Annotated in this window: 18 protein-coding genes; 14 read left to right on the forward strand and 4 right to left on the reverse strand. The window is 63.4% G+C overall.

Annotated features, from left to right (window positions below):
* The first annotated feature begins 53 nt into the window (after positions 1 to 53).
* Both HWX53_RS25170 and HWX53_RS25175 read left to right on the forward strand, forming a co-directional pair.
* Positions 54 to 2,183, forward strand: coding sequence for a PAS domain-containing hybrid sensor histidine kinase/response regulator (locus HWX53_RS25170; RefSeq protein WP_208454817.1), 2,130 nt, complete (start codon positions 54 to 56; stop codon positions 2,181 to 2,183).
* A gap of 150 nt (positions 2,184 to 2,333) precedes the next feature.
* Complete coding sequence (locus HWX53_RS25175) at positions 2,334 to 4,583, forward strand: EAL domain-containing protein (protein ID WP_244140263.1); 2,250 nt, start codon at positions 2,334 to 2,336, stop codon at positions 4,581 to 4,583.
* A 22-nt stretch (positions 4,584 to 4,605) separates the two neighbouring features.
* Here the strand turns inward: HWX53_RS25175 and HWX53_RS25180 are convergent, their stop codons facing one another.
* Positions 4,606 to 5,547 carry a LysR family transcriptional regulator gene (locus tag HWX53_RS25180; protein WP_175945955.1) on the reverse strand — a complete coding sequence of 314 codons (942 nt, stop codon included), beginning with the start codon at positions 5,545 to 5,547 and terminating at the stop codon, positions 4,606 to 4,608.
* Between the two features lie 122 nt (positions 5,548 to 5,669).
* On the opposite strand from HWX53_RS25180, the gene HWX53_RS25185 reads away from it, so the two are divergent.
* From HWX53_RS25185 to HWX53_RS25220, 8 genes are all read left to right on the forward strand, one after another.
* A complete protein-coding gene (locus HWX53_RS25185) occupies positions 5,670 to 6,692 on the forward strand; it encodes an alpha/beta hydrolase (protein WP_175945957.1) in 1,023 nt (340 codons plus the stop codon).
* Positions 6,693 to 7,132: 440 nt separating this feature from the next.
* Positions 7,133 to 7,750: a CsgE family curli-type amyloid fiber assembly protein gene (locus tag HWX53_RS25190; RefSeq protein ID WP_175945959.1), complete on the forward strand. Its 618-nt coding sequence runs from the start codon at positions 7,133 to 7,135 to the stop codon at positions 7,748 to 7,750.
* A gap of 32 nt (positions 7,751 to 7,782) precedes the next feature.
* A complete protein-coding gene (locus HWX53_RS25195; protein WP_175945960.1) occupies positions 7,783 to 8,232 on the forward strand; it encodes a curli assembly protein CsgF in 450 nt (149 codons plus the stop codon).
* An 18-nt stretch (positions 8,233 to 8,250) separates the two neighbouring features.
* On the forward strand, positions 8,251 to 9,171 hold the full coding sequence (locus HWX53_RS25200) for a CsgG/HfaB family protein (protein ID WP_175945961.1): 921 nt from the start codon (positions 8,251 to 8,253) through the stop codon (positions 9,169 to 9,171).
* A gap of 4 nt (positions 9,172 to 9,175) precedes the next feature.
* Complete coding sequence (locus tag HWX53_RS25205; protein WP_175945962.1) at positions 9,176 to 9,733, forward strand: hypothetical protein; 558 nt, start codon at positions 9,176 to 9,178, stop codon at positions 9,731 to 9,733.
* Between the two features lie 162 nt (positions 9,734 to 9,895).
* Positions 9,896 to 10,885, forward strand: a complete 990-nt coding sequence (locus HWX53_RS25210; protein ID WP_175945963.1) for a hypothetical protein — start codon at positions 9,896 to 9,898, stop codon at positions 10,883 to 10,885.
* A gap of 245 nt (positions 10,886 to 11,130) precedes the next feature.
* Positions 11,131 to 12,255, forward strand: coding sequence for a porin (locus HWX53_RS25215; RefSeq protein ID WP_175945964.1), 1,125 nt, complete (start codon positions 11,131 to 11,133; stop codon positions 12,253 to 12,255).
* Between the two features lie 57 nt (positions 12,256 to 12,312).
* The gene (locus HWX53_RS25220) at positions 12,313 to 12,645 is read left to right on the forward strand and encodes a DUF2322 family protein (RefSeq protein ID WP_175945965.1); all 333 of its coding nucleotides are present in this window, start codon (positions 12,313 to 12,315) and stop codon (positions 12,643 to 12,645) included.
* A gap of 71 nt (positions 12,646 to 12,716) precedes the next feature.
* On the opposite strand, the gene kdgD is transcribed toward HWX53_RS25220, so the two are convergent.
* Positions 12,717 to 13,634: a 5-dehydro-4-deoxyglucarate dehydratase gene (kdgD, locus tag HWX53_RS25225; RefSeq protein WP_175945966.1), complete on the reverse strand. Its 918-nt coding sequence runs from the start codon at positions 13,632 to 13,634 to the stop codon at positions 12,717 to 12,719.
* 198 nt (positions 13,635 to 13,832) lie between these two features.
* On the opposite strand from kdgD, the gene garD reads away from it, so the two are divergent.
* The 4 genes from garD to HWX53_RS25245 all read left to right on the forward strand — a co-directional run bounded on the left by garD (position 13,833) and on the right by HWX53_RS25245 (position 17,887).
* On the forward strand, positions 13,833 to 15,422 hold the full coding sequence (gene garD / locus HWX53_RS25230; protein ID WP_175945968.1) for a galactarate dehydratase: 1,590 nt from the start codon (positions 13,833 to 13,835) through the stop codon (positions 15,420 to 15,422).
* Between the two features lie 195 nt (positions 15,423 to 15,617).
* Entirely contained in the window at positions 15,618 to 16,475 is an 858-nt protein-coding gene (locus tag HWX53_RS25235; protein WP_175945970.1) for an NmrA family NAD(P)-binding protein, read from the forward strand.
* Between the two features lie 74 nt (positions 16,476 to 16,549).
* Entirely contained in the window at positions 16,550 to 17,254 is a 705-nt protein-coding gene (locus HWX53_RS25240) for a glutathione S-transferase N-terminal domain-containing protein (RefSeq protein WP_175945972.1), read from the forward strand.
* A 15-nt stretch (positions 17,255 to 17,269) separates the two neighbouring features.
* Positions 17,270 to 17,887 (forward strand): TetR/AcrR family transcriptional regulator, encoded by a 618-nt coding sequence (locus HWX53_RS25245; protein ID WP_175945974.1) that lies wholly within the window; start codon positions 17,270 to 17,272, stop codon positions 17,885 to 17,887.
* 2 nt (positions 17,888 to 17,889) lie between these two features.
* Here HWX53_RS25245 and HWX53_RS25250 read toward each other — a convergent pair whose 3' ends face one another.
* Positions 17,890 to 18,531, reverse strand: coding sequence for a DUF1109 domain-containing protein (locus HWX53_RS25250; protein WP_175945976.1), 642 nt, complete (start codon positions 18,529 to 18,531; stop codon positions 17,890 to 17,892).
* Complete coding sequence (locus tag HWX53_RS25255; RefSeq protein ID WP_175946236.1) at positions 18,518 to 19,087, reverse strand: sigma-70 family RNA polymerase sigma factor; 570 nt, start codon at positions 19,085 to 19,087, stop codon at positions 18,518 to 18,520. The genes HWX53_RS25250 and HWX53_RS25255 overlap by 14 nt, the downstream gene beginning before the upstream one ends.
* Positions 19,088 to 19,197 lie beyond the last annotated feature (110 nt).

A 19,197-nucleotide genomic window follows, 5' to 3' on the forward strand; every position in this document is an offset into this window, starting at 1 on the left:
CGCGGCTCTTGAGTGAGGCTCCATGCGCAAAAACTCGACAAAAAAGGCCGGCCTTGACGTCCACCACCATCGATTCAATTCAACTCGATTCATGGGTCGGGGAGACAGCCCGCGCCATTCGCGATTTCGACTGGTCGACCACGCCGCTCGGCAGCATCGGCGAATGGCCGCAGGCGCTGCGCTCCGTCGTGCAGATGATGCTGCGCAATGCGTTGCCGATGGCCGTGCTATGGGGCGAAGAGGGCACCTTGCTCTACAACGACGCGTACGCGAAGTTCTCCGGCGTGCGGCACCCCGGCATTCTCGGCATGCCGGTCGAGCAAGCCTGGCCGGAAGCGTCGGAGTTCAACCGCAATGTCGTGGACTCGTGCTTGAGCGGCGAATCGCTTTCGTACCACGACATCGGCTTCGTGCTCGCGACCCACGGCCGTCCGGCGCAAGTGTGGCTCGATCTGCACTACAGTCCCGTGGCCTCCGACGACGGCACGCCTGCGGGCGTGCTTGCCATCGTCGTCGATACGACCGAGCGCGTGCTGCTCGAACACAACCGCGCGGTCGCGGAAGCCGCATTGCGCGAGGCCAACGACCGCCTGAATCTCGCGTTGAACTCGGGCGCCGTGCTCGGCGTGTTCGTGTGGGAGATCGGGTCGAACCGCGTGCTGGGCGACGAACGCTTCGCCCGTACGTTCTCGGTTCCGTTCGAACAGATGGCGGAGGGCTGGCCGCTGGAAGCCGCGCTCGACATCATGCATCCGGCGGATCGCGCGCATGTGCACGAGTCGATCGAGCGCACGGTGCGCGACGGCGTGCCGTATCGCGCGGAATACCGCATTCGCACGCCCGGCGGCGGATGGATGTGGATTCTCGCGAGCGGCCGCTGCGACTACGACGAACGCGGCCGGCCTTTGCGCTTTCCCGGCGTCATCGTCGACATTCACGACCGCAAGATCGCCGAAGAAAGTTTGAAGGAACTGACGCGCGGCCTGGAAGACAAGATATCCGAGGCGGTCGCCGCGCGCATCGCGGTGGAAGCGCAACTGCGTCAGAGCCTGAAAATGGAGGCGCTCGGCGCGATGACAGGCGGCGTCGCGCACGACTTCAACAACACGCTGCAAGCCATCAGCGGCAATCTGCAACTGCTGCAGTATCTTCCGCCGATGGACCCGCGCGTGCCCGAGCGCGTGCATGCGGCGATGGAGGCCGTGGAGCGCGGCGCGAAACTCGCCTCGCAACTGCTGTCGTTCGCGCGGCGGCAGCCGCAGTCGCCGGTGGTCATCAATCCGCGCCGCCTGCTCGGTGAAATCCGCGAACTGTTGCAGCATGCCGTTGGCGCGTCGGTGTCCATCGGCACGCACTTGCCGGACGATGCCTGGAACTTCTGCGTCGACCGCAATCAATTGGAAAACGCGCTGCTCAATCTCGCGATCAACGCACGCGACGCGATTCGCGGCGACGGCAAGTTCACGCTGACATGCTCGAACGAAGTGCTCGACGAAGCGGCGTGCGAAGGCAAGGACGTGCGCCCCGGTGAATTCGTGCGGCTTTGCGCATCCGACACCGGCTCGGGCATGGCGCCTCACGTGCTCGAACACGCGTTCGAGCCGTTCTTCACGACCAAGCCCGAAGGCCACGGAACGGGCCTCGGCCTGAGCATGGTGTTCGGCTTCGTCAAGCAGTCGGGCGGACATATCGACATATCGAGCACGGTGGGCTCGGGCACCACGGTCGAACTGTACTTTCCGCGCAGCTTCGAACAAGAAGCCGTGGCCGTGCGCGGCGGCCCGCTCGCCACGCAAACGGGCGGCGCGACGCTGCTCGTGGTGGATGACGATGCCGCCGTGCTCTCGTCGACAGTCGCGATTCTGGAAGCCTTGCACTACACCGTGCTCAAGGCCGCGAACGGCGATGCCGCGATGAGCGTGCTGCAAAGCGGCGTCGGGGTGGACCTCATCCTGACCGACGTGGTGATGCCCGGCAAGGCGAAGTGCGCCGATCTCGCGGAATGGGCGTTCGCGCAGCCGCGGCCCGTGCCCGTGATCTACGTTTCGGGCTACACGCGCGACATCATCCTGCGCGACGGCGTGCTGCGTCCAAACGTGACGCTGCTGAGCAAACCGTATCGCGCGGAGACGCTGGCGAAGGAAATCGCGTTGGCCTTGAAAGGCGCGCAGCACGCGCATTGAGCGACACGCGAAGACAGGTTTCTCCGCCTTTTTCCAGAGCATTGCCCGGCTCAAGACTTTCCCCGGCGCGCCGTTAAGCAGCGAGCAAGGACGCACTCACGGCGGAAAGGGACTACGGCAGTGCAGGAAAGAGCGAGCGATTTTCTCGGAATGATCGGCGACAGCGTCGCGCGGCGAATGCCGCATGTCGAACGCGCGCGCCGCTTCGACGCCTACGCGCTGGCGGTGCTGGGCGCGGCGCTCGTCGCGTGCGTGACGCCGTTCGTGCCGCATCCGTGCGCGCTCGTCCTGAGCGCGGCGTGCGCCGCGGCCGTGGCCTTCGTGCATTGCATGCTGCGCTCGAAGCGTCAGCTTTTCGCCGCGCAGCAGTTCTCGAACGGGCTGCTTTCCATCGCCGAAGACTGCATCAAGCTGCTTGATCTCGACGGCCGCGTGACCTGCATTTCCGATGTCGGCGCGCGGCTGCTCGAAGCGGCGGATGCGAAGGAAATCGTCGGCATCGACTGGCTTGCGCTGTGGGACGGCGCAGACGCGCGGGCGGCATTCGAACACGCGAAGGCGGGCCGGTCCATTTCGTTCTCGGGCGCATGTCCGACGATGGCCGGCTCCCCGAAGTGGTGGACGTCCACGTTCGCGCCGGTCTATGGCGAAGAAGGCTGTGTCGTCGCGGTGCTGTGCAAGTCGCGCGATATCACGGCGGAAGTGGATCTGATCGAGGAGCTGCGCGGCAACGCGCGCGTGCAGAAGGACATGGAAGACCATGTCGATGCCGTGTTCTGGACCGCGAGCCACGACTTCAAGGACCTGTTGCATGTAAGCTCGGCTTTCGAGCGCATGTGGGAAATGCCCGTGGCCGCGCTCGAAACCGACAAGACCGCGTGGATGCAGCGCGTGCATCCCGAAGACATGCCCGGCCTGCGCGGCAAGATGCGCGATGCCGTGAATAGCGGCGCGCCGTCGCAGAGCTATTTCCGTTTGTGTCTTGCCGGCGACCGCACGCGCTGGGTGCGCGCGGACATCTATCCTGTCAGCGAAGACGGCGCGGTCTCGCGCGTGGTCAGCGTATGCGTCGACGCGACCGAAGAACGCATGAACTTGCAGGCGCTCAATCGCCTCGCGAACACCGACAGCCTCACCGGACTGCACAACCGCAACGCGATGATGCATGCGCTCGTCGAGCGATGCGCGTCGGGCGAGCCGTTCGCGTATCTGTTCATCGACATCGACCGCTTCAAGTCCATCAACGATACGGCGGGCCACAGCGCGGGCGATGCCGTGCTCAAGGCGATTGCCGAACGCATCGGCGAGGCCATGCCCGAGGGCGCAGTGGCGGCGCGTGCCGGCGGCGACGAGTTCACCATCGTGCTTCCCGGCGCGTTCGATCAGGACCGCATCGAGCGCGCGTGCAGACGGCTTGCACTTGCCTGTAACCGGCCGATCAAAGCCGGCTGCAAGACCGTCAACATGACGTGTTCGATCGGCGTCGCGTTGTATCCCGAGCATGGCCGCACGCCCGAGACGCTTTTCATCAGCGCGGACATGGCCATGTATGCCGCGAAACGCGCGGGCCGCAACGCGTTTCGCGTGTTCGGCGAGCGCGAGAAGGACGACCTCGCGCGCGCGCATCTCGAAGCCGAACTGCACGGCGCCATTCGCGACAACCAGTTCGTTCTGCACTATCAGCCGCAATATTCGATGTACACGAACGGGCTCGTCGGCGTCGAGGCGCTGTTGCGCTGGCAGCATCCGCAGCTCGGTCTGATTTCGCCGGCTGCGTTCGTGCCCGTGCTGGAAGAAAGCGGGCTCATCGTGGAAGCGGGGCATTGGATCATTCGCGAAGCCGTGCAGGCGGCAAGGCGCCTCGCCGCATCCGTGCCCGAGGTGCGGTCGGTCGCGGTGAACGTGTCGCCGAAGCAGTTGCGCGATCCACGGCTTGTTCCCGTGCTTCAGCATGTCATCAAGCGATCCGGCATCGACGCGAATTGCATCACGCTCGAGATTACCGAGTCCGCGTTGATCGAGAATGTCGACGACGCGCAGGAAGTGCTGTCGAAGCTGCGCGCGCTGGGCGTGCGCATCGCCATCGACGATTTCGGCACCGGCTATTCGAGCCTGAGTTATCTGGCGCGCTTCAGGCCGGACGTGCTGAAGCTCGACAAGTCCTTCGTCGATAACATCGCCACCGACGCGATGACGCGCACGGTGGTCGAAGGCGTGATCGATCTCGCGCACAAGCTCGGCGTGATCGTGGTGGCCGAAGGTGTCGAGACGCACGAGCAACTGCAACGCCTCAAAGACGCCGGTTGCGACAAGATGCAGGGCTTTCTGCGTTCGCGGCCGGTTGCGCTCGAAGCATTGCTCGAGCAGGCCGCTTGCGTGGAAGCAGACGGCGTGCGTTGAGGCTGCGCGCAACGCCGTTGCATCACTTCGCTGAGCGCTTGCGGCGCTTGTCACGTTGCGCGAACATCGGCATGGCGTGCAGCAGACATGCGAGCAGTGCTTGCGGTCCGGCTGCGAGCGGCCTGCCCGCTTTCAACAGCACACGCGCCTGAATGTTTTCGAAGACGGGGTGCGCGATGGGCACGGTCTTCATCTCGCCGCTTGCAATCTCGCGATAAGCAGCGAACGCACCGATCAACGTAATGAAGTCTCCCGCGCTCACGATGCGTTTCAATGCGGTGAGCGAGTTGGTCGTAAGCGTCGCGCGGATGGAGACGCCCTCCGCCAGTTCGACCATCTTCACGACATGCCCGATGCCGAACGTGGGCGGCATGAGCGCGAGCGGATAGTCGCGCAGGTCCTCGACGCGCGCCACGCCGCCGCGTTGGACGATCGGATGATCTCGCCGTGCAAGCAATACCACTGGCTGCGCCGAGCTTGCGCGGACCTCGATGCGCGGGTGCGGCGGCGGGTTGTACGCAAGCCCGATATGCGCGCGGCTTTGCGCGACCTCCTCGATGATCTCATCGACGGCCAGCATCTCTACCGTTACGTCGAGGCCCGGATAGCGCGCGCAGAACGGCGCGAGAACGTCGTCCACCAGCATGTCGACGTAGCCCTCGCTCACGGCAAGCCTGATCTTGCCTTGCTGAAGCCCCTTCAACGCATGAAGCTGATCCTCCAGCTTCTCCTGCTGCGAACGATACCCGCGCCAAAATTCGAGCAGATGAAACGCGGCCTCCGTCGGACGAACACCGCGCGCCTGACGTTCGAAGAGCAGCGTGTCGAGTTCGTCTTCGAGCAACTTGATCTGCCGCGCAATCACCGAAGGCGACGTGTTCAGACGATCCGCCGCGCCGCGAATGGTGCCGTGCGCGAGCACCTCGTTGAAGTAGCGCAGACGCTGCTGATTGATCTCTCGCATGACCCTGTGCCCGTCCGTGAGCGTTGTTCATCAAGCAACGATACGTGAACTTTGTTGCTCTTGCTCGGACGGCGCGACGCATCCATCATGCGCTTCATCGACGACACTTTCGGGAGAGTGACATGACGGAGAACATCAACGGATCGCGCCGCCGCCTGCTCGGTGCGACGATGGCAGGCATCGGCGCGATGCAGTTGGGCTTCAGCGGTCTCGTTCGCGCGCAGTCGGCGGGCACAGCGACCGCGAGTTCCTTTGCCGATATCCGTCAGATCAATGCCGGCACGCTCAATGTCGGCTACGCGCAAGTCGGCCCCGAAAATGGTCCGCCTGTCATTCTCCTGCACGGCTGGCCATACGACATCCATAGCTTCGCCGAAGTGGCGCCGATGCTCGCGGCCGCGGGGTATCGCGTGATCGTGCCTTATCTGCGCGGCTATGGCTCGACGCGCTTCCTCTCGGCCGATACCCCGCGCAACGGACAGCAGGCGGTCGTCGCGGTCGATGTCATCGCGCTCATGGATGCGTTGCGCATTCAGAAGGCGCTCGTCGCAGGCTTCGACTGGGGCGCGCGCACGGCCGATATCGTCGCGGCGTTGTGGCCCGCGCGTTGCAAGGCGCTCGTGTCGGTGAGCGGGTATCTCATCGGCAGTCAGGAAGCGAATCGCGCGCCCTTGCCGCCGAAAGCGGAGTACGCATGGTGGTATCAGTTCTACTTCGCGACCGAACGCGGCCGCGCGGGCTATGAAGCGAATCGCGGCGCGTTCTCGAAGCTGATCTGGCAAACGGCATCGCCGGAGTGGCATTTCGACGACGCGACGTTCGAGCGCTCGGCGCAGGCATTCGATAATCCGGATCACGTCGCGGTCGTCATTCACAACTATCGGTGGAGGCTCGGGCTTGCCGAAGGCGAGCCGCAATACGACGCGCTCGAGAAGCGCCTCGCGGCCGCGCCGCCGATCGCGGTTCCGACCATCACGATGGAAGGCGACGCCAATGCCGCGCCGCATCCGAACCCGTCCGCGTATGCAAAGAAGTTCACGGGTAAGTACCGGCATATCGACGTGGGCGGCGGCGTGGGACACAATCTGCCGCAGGAAGCGCCGAAGGCGTTCGCCGATGCTGTGATTGCGGTGGATCGCATGTGACGAGAAGCGCCACGCCGGCCGCGTGGCGCGGTAATACATTTAGGCTTACGAAGCGAATGCGCCGATCCGATGCGTACGTCCTTCATCGCCTTGCGGTCGGCCCACTCCAGCCGGGCTCTGCGACCGACGAACGTCGCATTGCAACCACAGTCTTGCACCGAGAAGATGGCTCGATGAGCCGCTACCGTTTGCGCAAACGTTTCGTCGGCGATCGAACTCGCTCGCCTTCATTCAATCCCCGAGCGCATTACAAAGATCGAAACTTTCCTCAGACTAATGTGGCGTGTGCCACATAACGACTCGGCCCTTTTGCGCAAAATTCGTTCCGTCTAACGAATAACAACAAGCAACGTCTGAAGGCGGCACCATAGCGGCCAAGGACATACGGGGAAGTCATGCAGCGAGAGAGAAAGCAGCTTGGCCAAGGGCGTGCAATCGCAGTGTGCATCATTGCTTTATCGGCCGTAGCAAGCCGCGCATTTGCTCAGGATGCCGAATCGAGTCCGGCCGCGCATGCAGAGCCGTCCGTTGCCGCGCAGCCGCTCCTTTCGCTTCCGACGACGCCGACGCCGAGCCCGGTCGGCAAGACGACGCCGCTGCCAGCCGCGAACGGCGCGCCGCTTTCGCCGCGCGGCACGGTGAACGCATCCGAGTCGCTCGAGAAGAGCGCGACGCTCGCGGGAACGCCACGCGCCCGCACCGCCGATGTCACGGGCCAGAAGCCGCTCGACGATGCGCTCGGCGGTGTCGTGACCACCGACACGGTGACGCTCGCGGGACAGGACTTCTATAACTGGTTCGCGCAGGCATGGAGCGCGATTCCGTTGAGCGAGCGTTACGTCGTGTCGGTCCACGAGCGTCCTTCCGCGCGCTACGGCAGCCTCGTATGGGTCGAGTTCGGTCAGCGTCGCGTCTTTCAGGCGTTCTTGCCGATCGCGCGGGCCAACGTGCGGCCGGTCGCTGAAGGCGCGGCACAGGTGGCGTTCCAAAACGTCATGCAGGCCGACCTCGCACGCCTGCTCTTTCGCGACGCCGACATGGCGAACGACGAACTCTAATAAAAGCAACACGGCCAACTACGGGGAACACGATGAAAATCAAGGCGCTTGTCCGCAGCGCGATGCTCGCCTGCGCGCTCTCGATGCCGCTTCTGATGCCGCTTGCCGCTCACGCGACGACGCTCGTCTATGAGCCGGTGAATCCGAACTTCGGCGGCAATCCGCTCAACGGCGTGAATCTGCTGAACGAAGCCAACGCACAGAATAAGTACAAGGATCCGTCGCTCGCGGATTACGGCACGAGCGGACAGTCCACGCTCGACCAGTTCAATACGCAACTGCAACAGGCGATTCTGTCGCGCGTCGCGTCCTCGATTTCGAGCTCGATCGTCGGCACCGACGGCACGCTGCATCCGGGAACCATCAACACGGGCAACTTCTCGATTGCGATCACGCAAGTCACAGGCGGCAATCTACAAGTGACGACGACCGACAAGACGACCGGCGCATCCACCACTTTCATTGTCGGCAACGGCCAGTAAGACGAGCGCATATCAGCCATGAACAACAATACATTCAGGACCGCCGCGCTCGGCGCCACGCTTGCTGCCGCGATGCTACTCACCGGCTGCGTGACCGCGCCCATGCCTTCGGCAGGCAATGCCACGCTGACGCCGCCGACGCGCGTCACGCGCGATCTCACGCATCTGCCGCCCCCGAAGGGCAAGATCTATGCGGCCGTGTACGGCTTTCGCGACCTCACGGGTCAATACAAGCCGTCGCCGGACAGCTCGTTTTCGTCGCAAGTCACGCAAGGCGGCGCGTCGTTTCTGGTGAAGGCCATGCGCGATTCCGGCTGGTTTCAGCCTGTCGAACGCGAGAACCTTCAGGACCTGCTGACCGAACGCAAGATCATGCGTGCGCTCGAGACCCCGGACGACAAGAAGAACGCGATACCGCAGATCGGCGCGCTGGCGCCAGCGAACATCGTGCTGGAAGGCGGCATCGTCGGCTATGACTCGAACATCCGCACGGGCGGCGCGGGCGTCGCGTATCTCGGCATCTCGGCGTCGCAGCAGTATCGCGTCGATCAGGTGACCGTGAACCTGCGCGCGGTGGATATCCGCAACGGCACGATTCTCAATAGCGTATCGACGACCAAGACCATCTACTCGATTCAGGTCGATACGGGCGTGTATCGCTTCATCGGCTTCAAGGATCTGTTGCAGGCCGAGATCGGCATGACGCGCAACGAGCCGCAGCAGTTGTGCGTGAACGAGGCGATCGAATCGGCACTCGTGCATCTGATCGTGCAGGGCGTGGCGAACCAGACGTGGGCGCTCAAGGACATGAAAGACTGGTACGACCCGACGATGCAGCGTTATCTGCAGGAAAACCAGGGTTACGCGCAGACCATGGAAGACGTGAACCCGCCGTATAGCGCGGTGAAGATCGATCCGCCGAAAACATTGGGAAGCTGATGCGATGAACAAGCCTAACGAAGTGATACCGCCGCGCGCGCCGTGGCGGGCGTCGAAAGTCGCGCTGTGCGCCGGCGTGTTCGCGGTCGTGAGCCTTTCGCTTGCCGTGTTCGCAGCGGACCTTTCGCCGGTGTCGGACTTCGGCCCCGCGGAGCCGGGTTTCGGCGGCGCGACGCAGGTTGCGCGCGTCACGCAGCACGGCGCCAACAATCGCGTCACCGGCATTCAGGCGGGGCAGAACGGCCTCGTCGTGAATCAGGCGGGCATCGCGAACGCGGCCGTGACGGCGCAGGCCGGCAACGACAACTGGTCGGTCGTGCAACAGGGCGGCAACGCGAATCAGTACAACGGTTATCAGGCCGGGCAGTACAACCGGTCGATTGCAGTGCAAAGCGGTAGCGGCAATGCAGCAACGGTGACGCAGATCGGATCTTCGATGTCTTCGCAAGTGACGCAACTCGGCAACAACAACGAAGTGTCCATTCTGCAAAGCCGAAACGGAGCGGGGCTCCAGGTGATGCAGAACGGCAACGGCGCGCGGGCGTCGGTGCTGATGAAGTAACCCGTTTTTCGGCCTTGGCGACATGTCACGGCGCGAGGAGACCGTAGTAAGCAGTACGTAGGGAACAAGAGGGCGCAGTTCGGTCGCAACGGAGGGCAGCAGGGGCTGCCAGCCGTCGGTGATAAAGAAGTCACTCAAAACTCAAACCACGAGGCTATAAAAATGAAAGTCAAGGCAATCATCATCGCTATGGGTCTGGCAACGCTGGCTTCCACGTCGGCTTTCGCAGTGGACGGTTCCACCGGCGAGAAGGCGTTCGTTTCGCAATTCGGCGCGAGCAACACGGCTAATGTCGACCAGCAGAAGTCGAGCTACGACAACGTGACGATTCTGCAAAACGCGAATAGCGCGAATGCGGATGTCGAGTCGAAGAACGGTGGCTACAACACCACGACGATCCAGCAAAGCAGCGCGCAAGCGACGTCGAACGAAACGGCGACCGTGAAGCAGGACACGACTGTCGGTAACACGACGTCGATCACGCAGACCGTCGGCTCGGACAAGGCACTGGTCGAAACGACGGGTGGCGGATACAACACCATCGCGATCAATCAGGCAGGCACGGGTTCGGGCACCGACACGCACGTCGTGCAGACGAACGAACAGCGTGACCACGTGACGATCAAGCAAACCGGCGCGGCCATCGCCAATACGGATTCGAGCAACGGTAGCTATAACACGACGACGATCAGCCAGATCGGCTCGCCGAACGTGAATCTGGCCAACGTCCTCCAGATCGGCGCGACCAACGAAACCACGACCATTGTGCAAACCGGCGACGGCAATGGCCACGCTTACGTGAACCAGCACTATTCGGCGAATGACCAGGCCGGCATCGTGCAGAACGGTAATGACCAGATCGCCTCGATCGACCAGAACTTCGGTTCGGGCAACAAGGCTGGCGTGCTGCAATTGGGCAAGAAGAACGAAGCGCACCTCGATCAGGACGCTTCGTTCGAATCCACCCTGCTGGCTGCTCAGATCGGCGACGCGAACTACATCTCGGCTTCGCAGACCGGCTACGGCAACTTCGGTTTGATCGGTCAGGCCGGCAGCGCCAACACGGCGACGGTCACGCAAGCTGGTACGGGCAACGTCGCGATCGTGTCGCAAGTCGGCTCGGGCAACAAGACGACCATCGCGCAGCACTAAGCACGCGTAGAAGCATCATCTGTCGTATTTCGGGCGATAACGGCTTCGGGCCGTTATCGCCCGTTTTTGCTTTCGAGCGGCGCGAACGCGAGACGTCAATCAACGCGCACTCCGTACGCCGCCGCACGCGTCAACCAGTCACCTCCGACAAGCCCAGTTCTGCAAGCTTCGCCGGATGATGCTACGTTCCCGGCTAGGTCCGCCGGCGCCGCTCCGGCACGCCCCATACGAGGAGCATCGCAATAATGAAAGCCATCCACATCCGTCTCTCCGTCGCGGCGGGGTTCACTCTGCTCGCATCCGCCACCGCCTGCGCCCAATCCAGCGTCACCTTATACGGCCGGCTCGACGGCGGCATCGAATATCTGAATCACATCGCGAACGGCTCGGGCGGCAATGCTACGCGATGGAGCGCGGAAGGCGGCGACTGGGGCACGAGCATGCTCGGTCTCAAAGGCGTCGAAGACCTGGGCGGCGGCATGAGCGCCGTCTTCAATCTGGAAACCGCGCTGCAAATCATGAACGGCAGAACGGGCGGCGACCGCATGTTCTCGCGGCGCGCCTATGTGGGCATCAATTCGAAGACGTGGGGCCAGATTCAGGCGGGCCGCAATCTTTTCATCGACAGCGACGGCGTCTGGGAATTCGATCCGATGGTGCAGGAAGCGGTGTCGTCGGCATCGCTCGTGCGCGGCCGCAACTGGCAGCAGACGAACAATAACGTCGAATATCATAGCCCCGTGTTTCATGGCTTCGATGTTCAGGGCCAGTATGCGTTCGGCAATCAACCCGGTGCATTCAACAGCGGCGCGCCGGGCGAGTTCGGGCGCTCCGAAGGCATCATGCTCACGTATCATTCGCCGCTTCTCGATGTGCGCGGCATCTACGACGAGTTGCGCGACCAGAACGGGCGCTTGAGCAATATCTTCGCGTCGTCGCGGGAATACTTCGTCGGCGCGAACCTGAAGGTCGACAAGTTCAAGATTCAGGCCGCCTATACGCACTACGCGGCGCCCGATACGCCAGCAGGCATCGCCGACAGCGCGGACCATTACTGGCTCGGCGCGACGTATCAGGCGACGCCGCAATGGGCCGTCACCGCAGCGGGCTTTTATGTTCATGTAGGCGAGGGCGCGGGCGACGCCTCCCACGATCCGGCGAGTCACGCCATGCTGTATTCGCTCGGCACCACCTACAACTTCACGAAGCGCACGTTCGTCTACGGCACCGTGGCCTATGTGCGCAACAGCGCGAACGGCACGTTCTCCGTATTCGCGACGCCCCGCAATTCGGACGCCAGCACGAGCACAAGTCCGCTCGCCGGCGAATCGCAGACCGGCGCATATGTCGGCCTCATGCACATCTTCTGATGCGTGAATCGATTAAGATACTCCGCCTCATTCACCGACCATGACGGAGCCTCTTTCGTGATTCAGCCGAGCAGCGTATTCAAGGACAACCTCGCGCAACTACCTTCGATCGAAGGCATCGAGCGTATCGATTTGATCGATGCGAAAGGCGCTGTCGTCGCGAGCATCGAAAACAAGCCGGGCAAACAAGGCTCGCTCGCGGTCTATCACTACCTGAAAGAGACGTTCGGCACGCTGAACGCGCAGGCCGCCGAGCACGGGTTGCGCGTATTCGCGGAACATACGGCGGACGCGCGCAATCGTCCGGGGGCGCATCCCAATGTGGATCGTCTGCTCGATATCGCCGCCGGTGGCGATGCAGTCGAGTTGCGCGTGGTCGCGGCTTCCTGAGCGCCAGTCAAAACGCCCCGAGCGCCGCACAAGATCCGGCGCTCGGGGCGTGTTGTCGAAGCGAACGCGCGTTACTGCGCGCCGAGCTTTTTGATCAATGCATCGAGCTGGCTCATTTCTTCGTCGGTCAGATCCGTGAGCGGCGCGCGCACCGGACCGGCATCGTGTCCGACGAGCTTCGCGCCGGCCTTCACGATACTCACGGCATAGCCCGGACGACGATTGCGAATGGCCAGATACGGCAGGAAGAATTCGTCGATCAGCTTGCCGGTGGTCTCGTGGTCGTTCGCCGCGATGGCGCGGTAGAACTGCATCGCCGTCTTCGGGATGAAGTTGAATACCGCCGACGAGTACACGGGCACGCCCAGCGCCTTGTACGCCGCCGCGTAGACTTCCGCGGTCGGCAGGCCGCCGAGATACGAGAAGCGGTCGCCGAGACGGCGGCGAATGGTCACCATCGCTTCGATCTCGCCGACACCGTCCTTGAAGCCGATGAGGTTCGGGCAGCGATCCGCGAGACGCTCCAGCATGTCGGCGTTGAGCTTCGAATTCGCGCGGTTATAGATGATGACGCCCAGGTTCGGCACGGCCTTGCAGACCTGTTCGGCGTGCGCCGCGATGCCTTCCTGCGAGGCTTCCGTCAGATAGTGCGGCATCAGCAGAATGCCTTGCGCGCCGTTCTTCTCGGCTTCCTGCGCGAAAGCGATAGCCGTGCGCGTCGGGCCGCCCGCGCCCGCGAGAATCGGCACCTTGCCTTTGCAAACTTCGGTGGCCGTGCGCACGATCTGCGAATATTCAGGCTGCGTCAGCGAGAAGAACTCGCCCGTGCCGCCGGCGACGAACAGCGCGGACGCACCGTACGGCGCCAGCCATTCGAGACGTTCCGCATACGTGTCGGCGCGAAAGTTGCCTTGCGCGTCGAAGTCGGTCACGGGGAAAGAGAGCAGGCCCTCGGATACGATTTGCTTGAGTTCTTGCGGTGTCGTCATGATCTATGTCTCGTTTGGCAGCGTCCGGCGAATGCAGCGCTTATAGGTCATCGTACAACATGCCCGCGCCGTCGGCAACTGATCTACTTCGATGCGACCTAATTTGCGGGTATACACCGAGCCAAAGCGCGACGATGTGTTGTAGGATGACATAACTCTAAGACGGCGCGGGCCGTCATGCATCAGGGATCATCGAAAATGAATCAGCCGCCGCTCTATATACGCGTGCACCCGGAAGACAACGTGGCGATCGTCGTGAACGACGGAGGGCTCGGCGAAGGCGCGACGTTCGCCGATGGCCTCGTGCTGCGCGAACGGGTGCCGCAAGGTCACAAGGTGGCGCTCACCGATCTTGCGGAAGGCGATGCCGTGATCCGCTACAACGTGGTCATCGGTTATGCGCTGAAGGACCTGCCCAAAGGTAGCTGGATCAACGAGCACGTATTGCGCATGCCGACGCCGCCCGAGCTCGACGATCTGCCCATCGCGACTATCAAGGCGCCCGATACCTCGCCGCTCGAAGGCTTCACGTTCGAGGGGTATCGCAATGCGGACGGCAGCGTGGGCACGCGCAACATCCTCGCGATCACGACCACCGTGCAGTGCGTGGCGGATGTCGTGCAGCACGCGGTCGACCGCATCAAGGCGGAACTGCTGCCGCGCTACCCGAATGTCGATGATGTCGTGAGCCTCGGCCACTCGTACGGCTGCGGCGTCGCCATCGAAGCGCCGGACGCGATGGTGCCCATCCGCACCGTGCGCAACATCGCGCTGAACCCGAACTTCGGCGGCGAAGTGATGATGGTGAGCCTCGGCTGCGAAAAGCTCCAGCCCGAACGCCTGATGCCGCCCGGCACCATACCGATCGCGGCCGCCGCGCTCGACGACGCCATTGCCGATATCGGCGACATGGAAAGCGAGGCGAACGGCGGTGCGGTCGTGTTGCAGGACGAGGGACACGTCGGCTTCCAGTCGATGATCGACTCCATCATGCTCATGGCCGAGACGCATCTGAAGCGGCTCAACAATCGCCGCCGAGAGACGTGTCCGGCATCCGACCTCGTCGTCGGCGTGCAGTGCGGCGGCAGCGATGCGTTCTCGGGTCTCACGGCGAACCCGGCGGTCGGCTTCGCGACGGACCTGCTCGTGCGCGCGGGCGCGACCGTGATGTTCTCGGAAGTGACCGAAGTGCGTGACGGCGTCGCGCAACTCACGGCGCGCGCGGCGAATGGCGAAGTGGCTGCGGCCATCATCCGCGAGATGAAGTGGTACGACGATTATCTGAAGCGCGGCGGCGCGGATCGCAGCGCGAACACGACACCCGGCAACAAGAAGGGCGGCTTGTCGAACATCGTCGAGAAGGCGATGGGGTCCATCGTGAAGTCGGGCAGCTCGACCATTTCGGGCGTGCTGTCGCCGGGCGAGAAGGTCAAGCAGAAGGGCTTGATCTACGCGGCGACGCCCGCGAGCGACTTCATCTGCGGCACGCTGCAACTGGCCGCGGGCATTAATCTGCATGTCTTCACGACAGGGCGCGGCACGCCGTACAGTCTCGCGGAAGTGCCGGTCATCAAGGTCGCGACGCGCTCGGATCTCGCGCGCCGCTGGCACGACCTGATGGACGTGAATGCCGGGACCATCGCGACGGGTGAGGCGAGCATCGCGGACGTGGGCTGGGAACTGTTCCGTCTGATGCTCGATGTCGCGAGCGGGCGCAAGCAAACGCGCGCCGAGAAGCTGAAGCTGCACAACGCGCTCGTGCTGTTCAATCCGGCGCCGGTGACCTGAAGCACGCGTCGTCCCTGTAGTGTCGAAGCCCCGTTCGCGGCCTTGTTTTGCGGCCCTTTTGCGAGCGGGGCTTTTTCATTCGTGCTGCCGCGTTATCAATGTAATGACGCTCACGGCATTTCACCGGCGCGGGCCGCCGCCTACCATGCGAGTCGTCGAACAAGACATCAACCGATGCGCAAGGAGGAAGCAAACATGTACGCCATCACGGGTATCAGCGGACAAGTGGGCGGCGCGCTCGCCGATGCGCTGCTGCAAGCGGGACAAAGCGTTCGCGCGGTCGTGCGCGATGCAAAGAAGGGCGAGCCGTGGGCGGCGCGTGGCTGCGAGGTCGCGAACGCGCGCATGAACGATGCGAACGCGCTGGCGCAGGCATTCGAAGGCGCGCATGGCGTATTCATTCTGCTGCCGCCGCAGTTCGATCCGTCGCCTGGCTTTCCGGAAACGTGTGAAGTCATCGAAGCCGTCGTCTCTGCGGTGCGGCGTGCAAAGCCGCGCAAGATCGTGTGCCTGTCGACCATCGGCGCGCAGGCGAAAGAAACGAATCTGCTCACGCAGCATACGTTGCTGCAAGACGCGCTCATCGCGCAGCCGATACCCGTGACCTTCCTGCGCCCCGGCTGGTTCATGGAGAACAGCGCATGGGACGTGCAGTCGGCCCGCGAAGAAGGTGTCGTTCATTCGTTCCTGCAACCGCTGGATCGCGCGATTCCGATGGTTGCTACTGACGACGTCGGCAGAACCGCCGCGCGGTTGCTTATGGACGACTCGCACGGCACGCGGATCATCGAACTCGAAGGCCCGCAACGCGTCAGCCCGCGCGATATCGCTGCGGCGTTCTCGGCCGTGCTCGGCAAGCCGGTCACCGCGCAAGCCGTGCCGCGCGAGAGTTGGCGCGACATGTTCGAGCAGCAGGGCATGAAGAATCCGATGCCGCGCATCCGCATGCTCGACGGCTTCAATGAAGGATGGATCGACTTCGAAGGACCTAGCGAAGACATCGTGAAGGGAGAAGTCGATATCGAGTCTATCGTGCGCAAGCTCTGCGCGTAAGAGAAGCAGGCGTCGTTGCGCGTTTTGGAGCGAGCGATCTAAAATGATCGCCTGCCAAACCGGAGCGCGCTCGCATGATCCACTTCTACTTCCACCCCACGCCCAACCCCGCAAAAGTCGCGCTGTTTCTCGAAGAAGCGGGCGTGCCTTATGAACTGAAGCCAGTGGACACCAGCAAAGGCGAGCAGCATACGCCCGCATTCCGCGCGATCAACCCGAACGGCAAGGTGCCCGCCATCGTCGATACGGAAGGCCCGGGCGGCAAGGAAGCCGTCGTGTTCGATTCGACCGCCATCCTTCTCTATCTCGCGGAGAAGACCGGCCAGTTTCTTGGCACGCCGGAAGACCGGCCGCAGCTTTTGTCGTGGCTCATGTTCATCGCCACGGGTCTCGGGCCGTTTTCGGGCCAAGCCGTGCATTTCCAGCATGCGGCGCCCGAAGGTCTCGACTATGCGGTGAACCGTTATCGGCGCGAAGCGGACCGGCACTATCAGGTGCTGAACGATCGGCTCGCAGGTCGGGAGTACATCGTCGGCGAGAGCTTCACCATTGCCGATATGTCCGCGTGGGGCTGGATCGACCGAGCATCGCGTGTGTTCAAGACGACCGAAGCGCCGCTTGCAGCGTATCCCGAGTTGCAGCGTTGGTTCGCCGCCATCGACGCGCGCCCTGCCGTCGCGCGCGCTCGCGCATTGAACAAGCAGCACGCGTTCAAGACGGTCAACGACGAAGAGACGCGCCGCGCGTTGTTCCCGTCGAATTATCCGAAGACGGCTTGAAGGAGAGGTTCGATCATGCCGCGTCCGCGTGAATTCGACGAGGAAGCCGCGCTCGATGCGGCCACCGCGCAGTTCTGGTCGCGCGGATATGAAGCCACCTCCGTGCGCCATCTTGCGGCAACGATGGGTCTGACGGCGGCCAGTCTCTACAACGCTTTCGGCGACAAGCGCGCGCTCTTCGAACGCGCGCTGAAACGCTATGTGGAGCACGGCTTTCGCGACCGCGTGCGGCGCTTCGAGCATCATCTGCCGCCGCGCGATGCGATTCTCGCGTTCTTCGACGAGATCATCGAACTGTCAGTGCGCGATCCGCATCGCAAGGGCTGTCTCGTCGTGAATTCGGCGCTCGAACTTGCGCCGCACGACCGTCAGATTCATCGCGCGTTGAGCGCGGTGCTCAAGGAGATCGAAGGCTTCTTCATGCGCTGCGTGCGCGCGGGACAGGACGACGGGACCATCGCGGCGACCTTATCGGCCGACGATATCGCCAAGGCTTTGCTCGCTTCGCTCATGGGCTTGCGCGTGCTGGCGCGGGTCAACCCGCGGCGAGAGTTGCTCGAAGGCGCGGCGCGCCCGGTGCTCGCCATGCTGGGCGCAACCAGGCGCCGCGCGAGCGTCCGCCGCGCGAGCTAGCGCTACCAGCGCAGCACGCGCGGCCCGAGCCATGCGCCGATGCCGGCCGGCAACAGCATGCCGATGGCATACCAGACGCTCCAGAACGCGGGGCTCATCTCCGGACAATGCAGGCAATAGGCGATGGTCGCGAGCCCGCTCGACAGCAGGCCGGCCACCGCGCCGGCCATGCGCAAATCAGTGGGCGCGAGACTTCTTGCGGCAAGCAACGCTGCGGGAAACGTCGGCACGGAGAGCAACACGATATTGAACGGACACGTGCGCCACGACTGCCCGAGCACGAGCGGCAAGCGTTCAGCGGGCGTCGCCTGACCGAGCACGAGCGCGCCCGCCAGCCACACGGCGATAAACGGCAGCACGATGATCGGCCACGCGACACCGCCGCGCACGCCGGGCCGACCCAGCCGCATCACGGCGATCAGCGCGCCGACCGCGACGCATAGCGGAAACGCGACCTTGGCCCAGAACAGGGCTGTCTGCGCGACGCTCGCCAGATCCCGGCGCAGACCGTAGACCGCGAGCATCAACAGCACCGAGCCGACGAAACCGAGCGGCAGCGCCTGCGCGAAACGGCGGGCGACGGCCGCGCGATCGACGCGCACATCGCCGGCTGCGAGCAGATCGATCAGATCATCGGTTCGCATCGGATTCCTCGCTTCTGAAGCCGCGAATGCGCGCGGCAAGCGCCTTGAGTCCCCGATGCACGCCCACTTTCACGGCGGATTCGGAGAGCCCCGTGAGTTGCGCGGTCTGCGCGACCGACAACCCTTCCAGCTTGACGTGCACGATCGGCAGCCGCTGCTTGTCCGGCAGTTGCTCCAGGAGCTTGCCGAGGTCGTGACGCGCTTGAGTGGGCTCGTCGTCGGTGACGGCAAAGAGATCGTCGTGATCGTCGAGGGGATCGTTGAGCGACTCGTGACGCGAACGCGCGCGAAAGAAGTCCATCAGCTTGTAGCGCGCGATGGCATGAATCCATGCAGTAAGCGGTTCTTCCATGCGATAGGTGTGACGTGCATTGTGCACCGCCAGCAAGATCTCCTGCACGAGGTCTTCCACGTCATCGCGATGCTGCGGAATGCGCTTGCGCAAATAGCCGCGCAGATGCCGCGTCAGCGTCTGCAGAAAACCGCGATAGGCGTTCTGGTCGCCTTCGAGGCCGGAGCTAAGGAGTGTCTTCAGGCGATGTTCCGCGTCATGCAAGGCGAGTCCCGTGAAGGCAAGGCGACGGAAGGACGATGCGAGCGAACGCGGCGCGATGCAAACAGCAAGCGCAGCGTAAGCCCGATCGCGTTTTAGATCGAGCGTTTCAG

Origin of the sequence: Caballeronia sp. BCC1704 (assembly GCF_902833455.1) — a bacterium.
Taxonomy (GTDB): domain Bacteria; phylum Pseudomonadota; class Gammaproteobacteria; order Burkholderiales; family Burkholderiaceae; genus Caballeronia.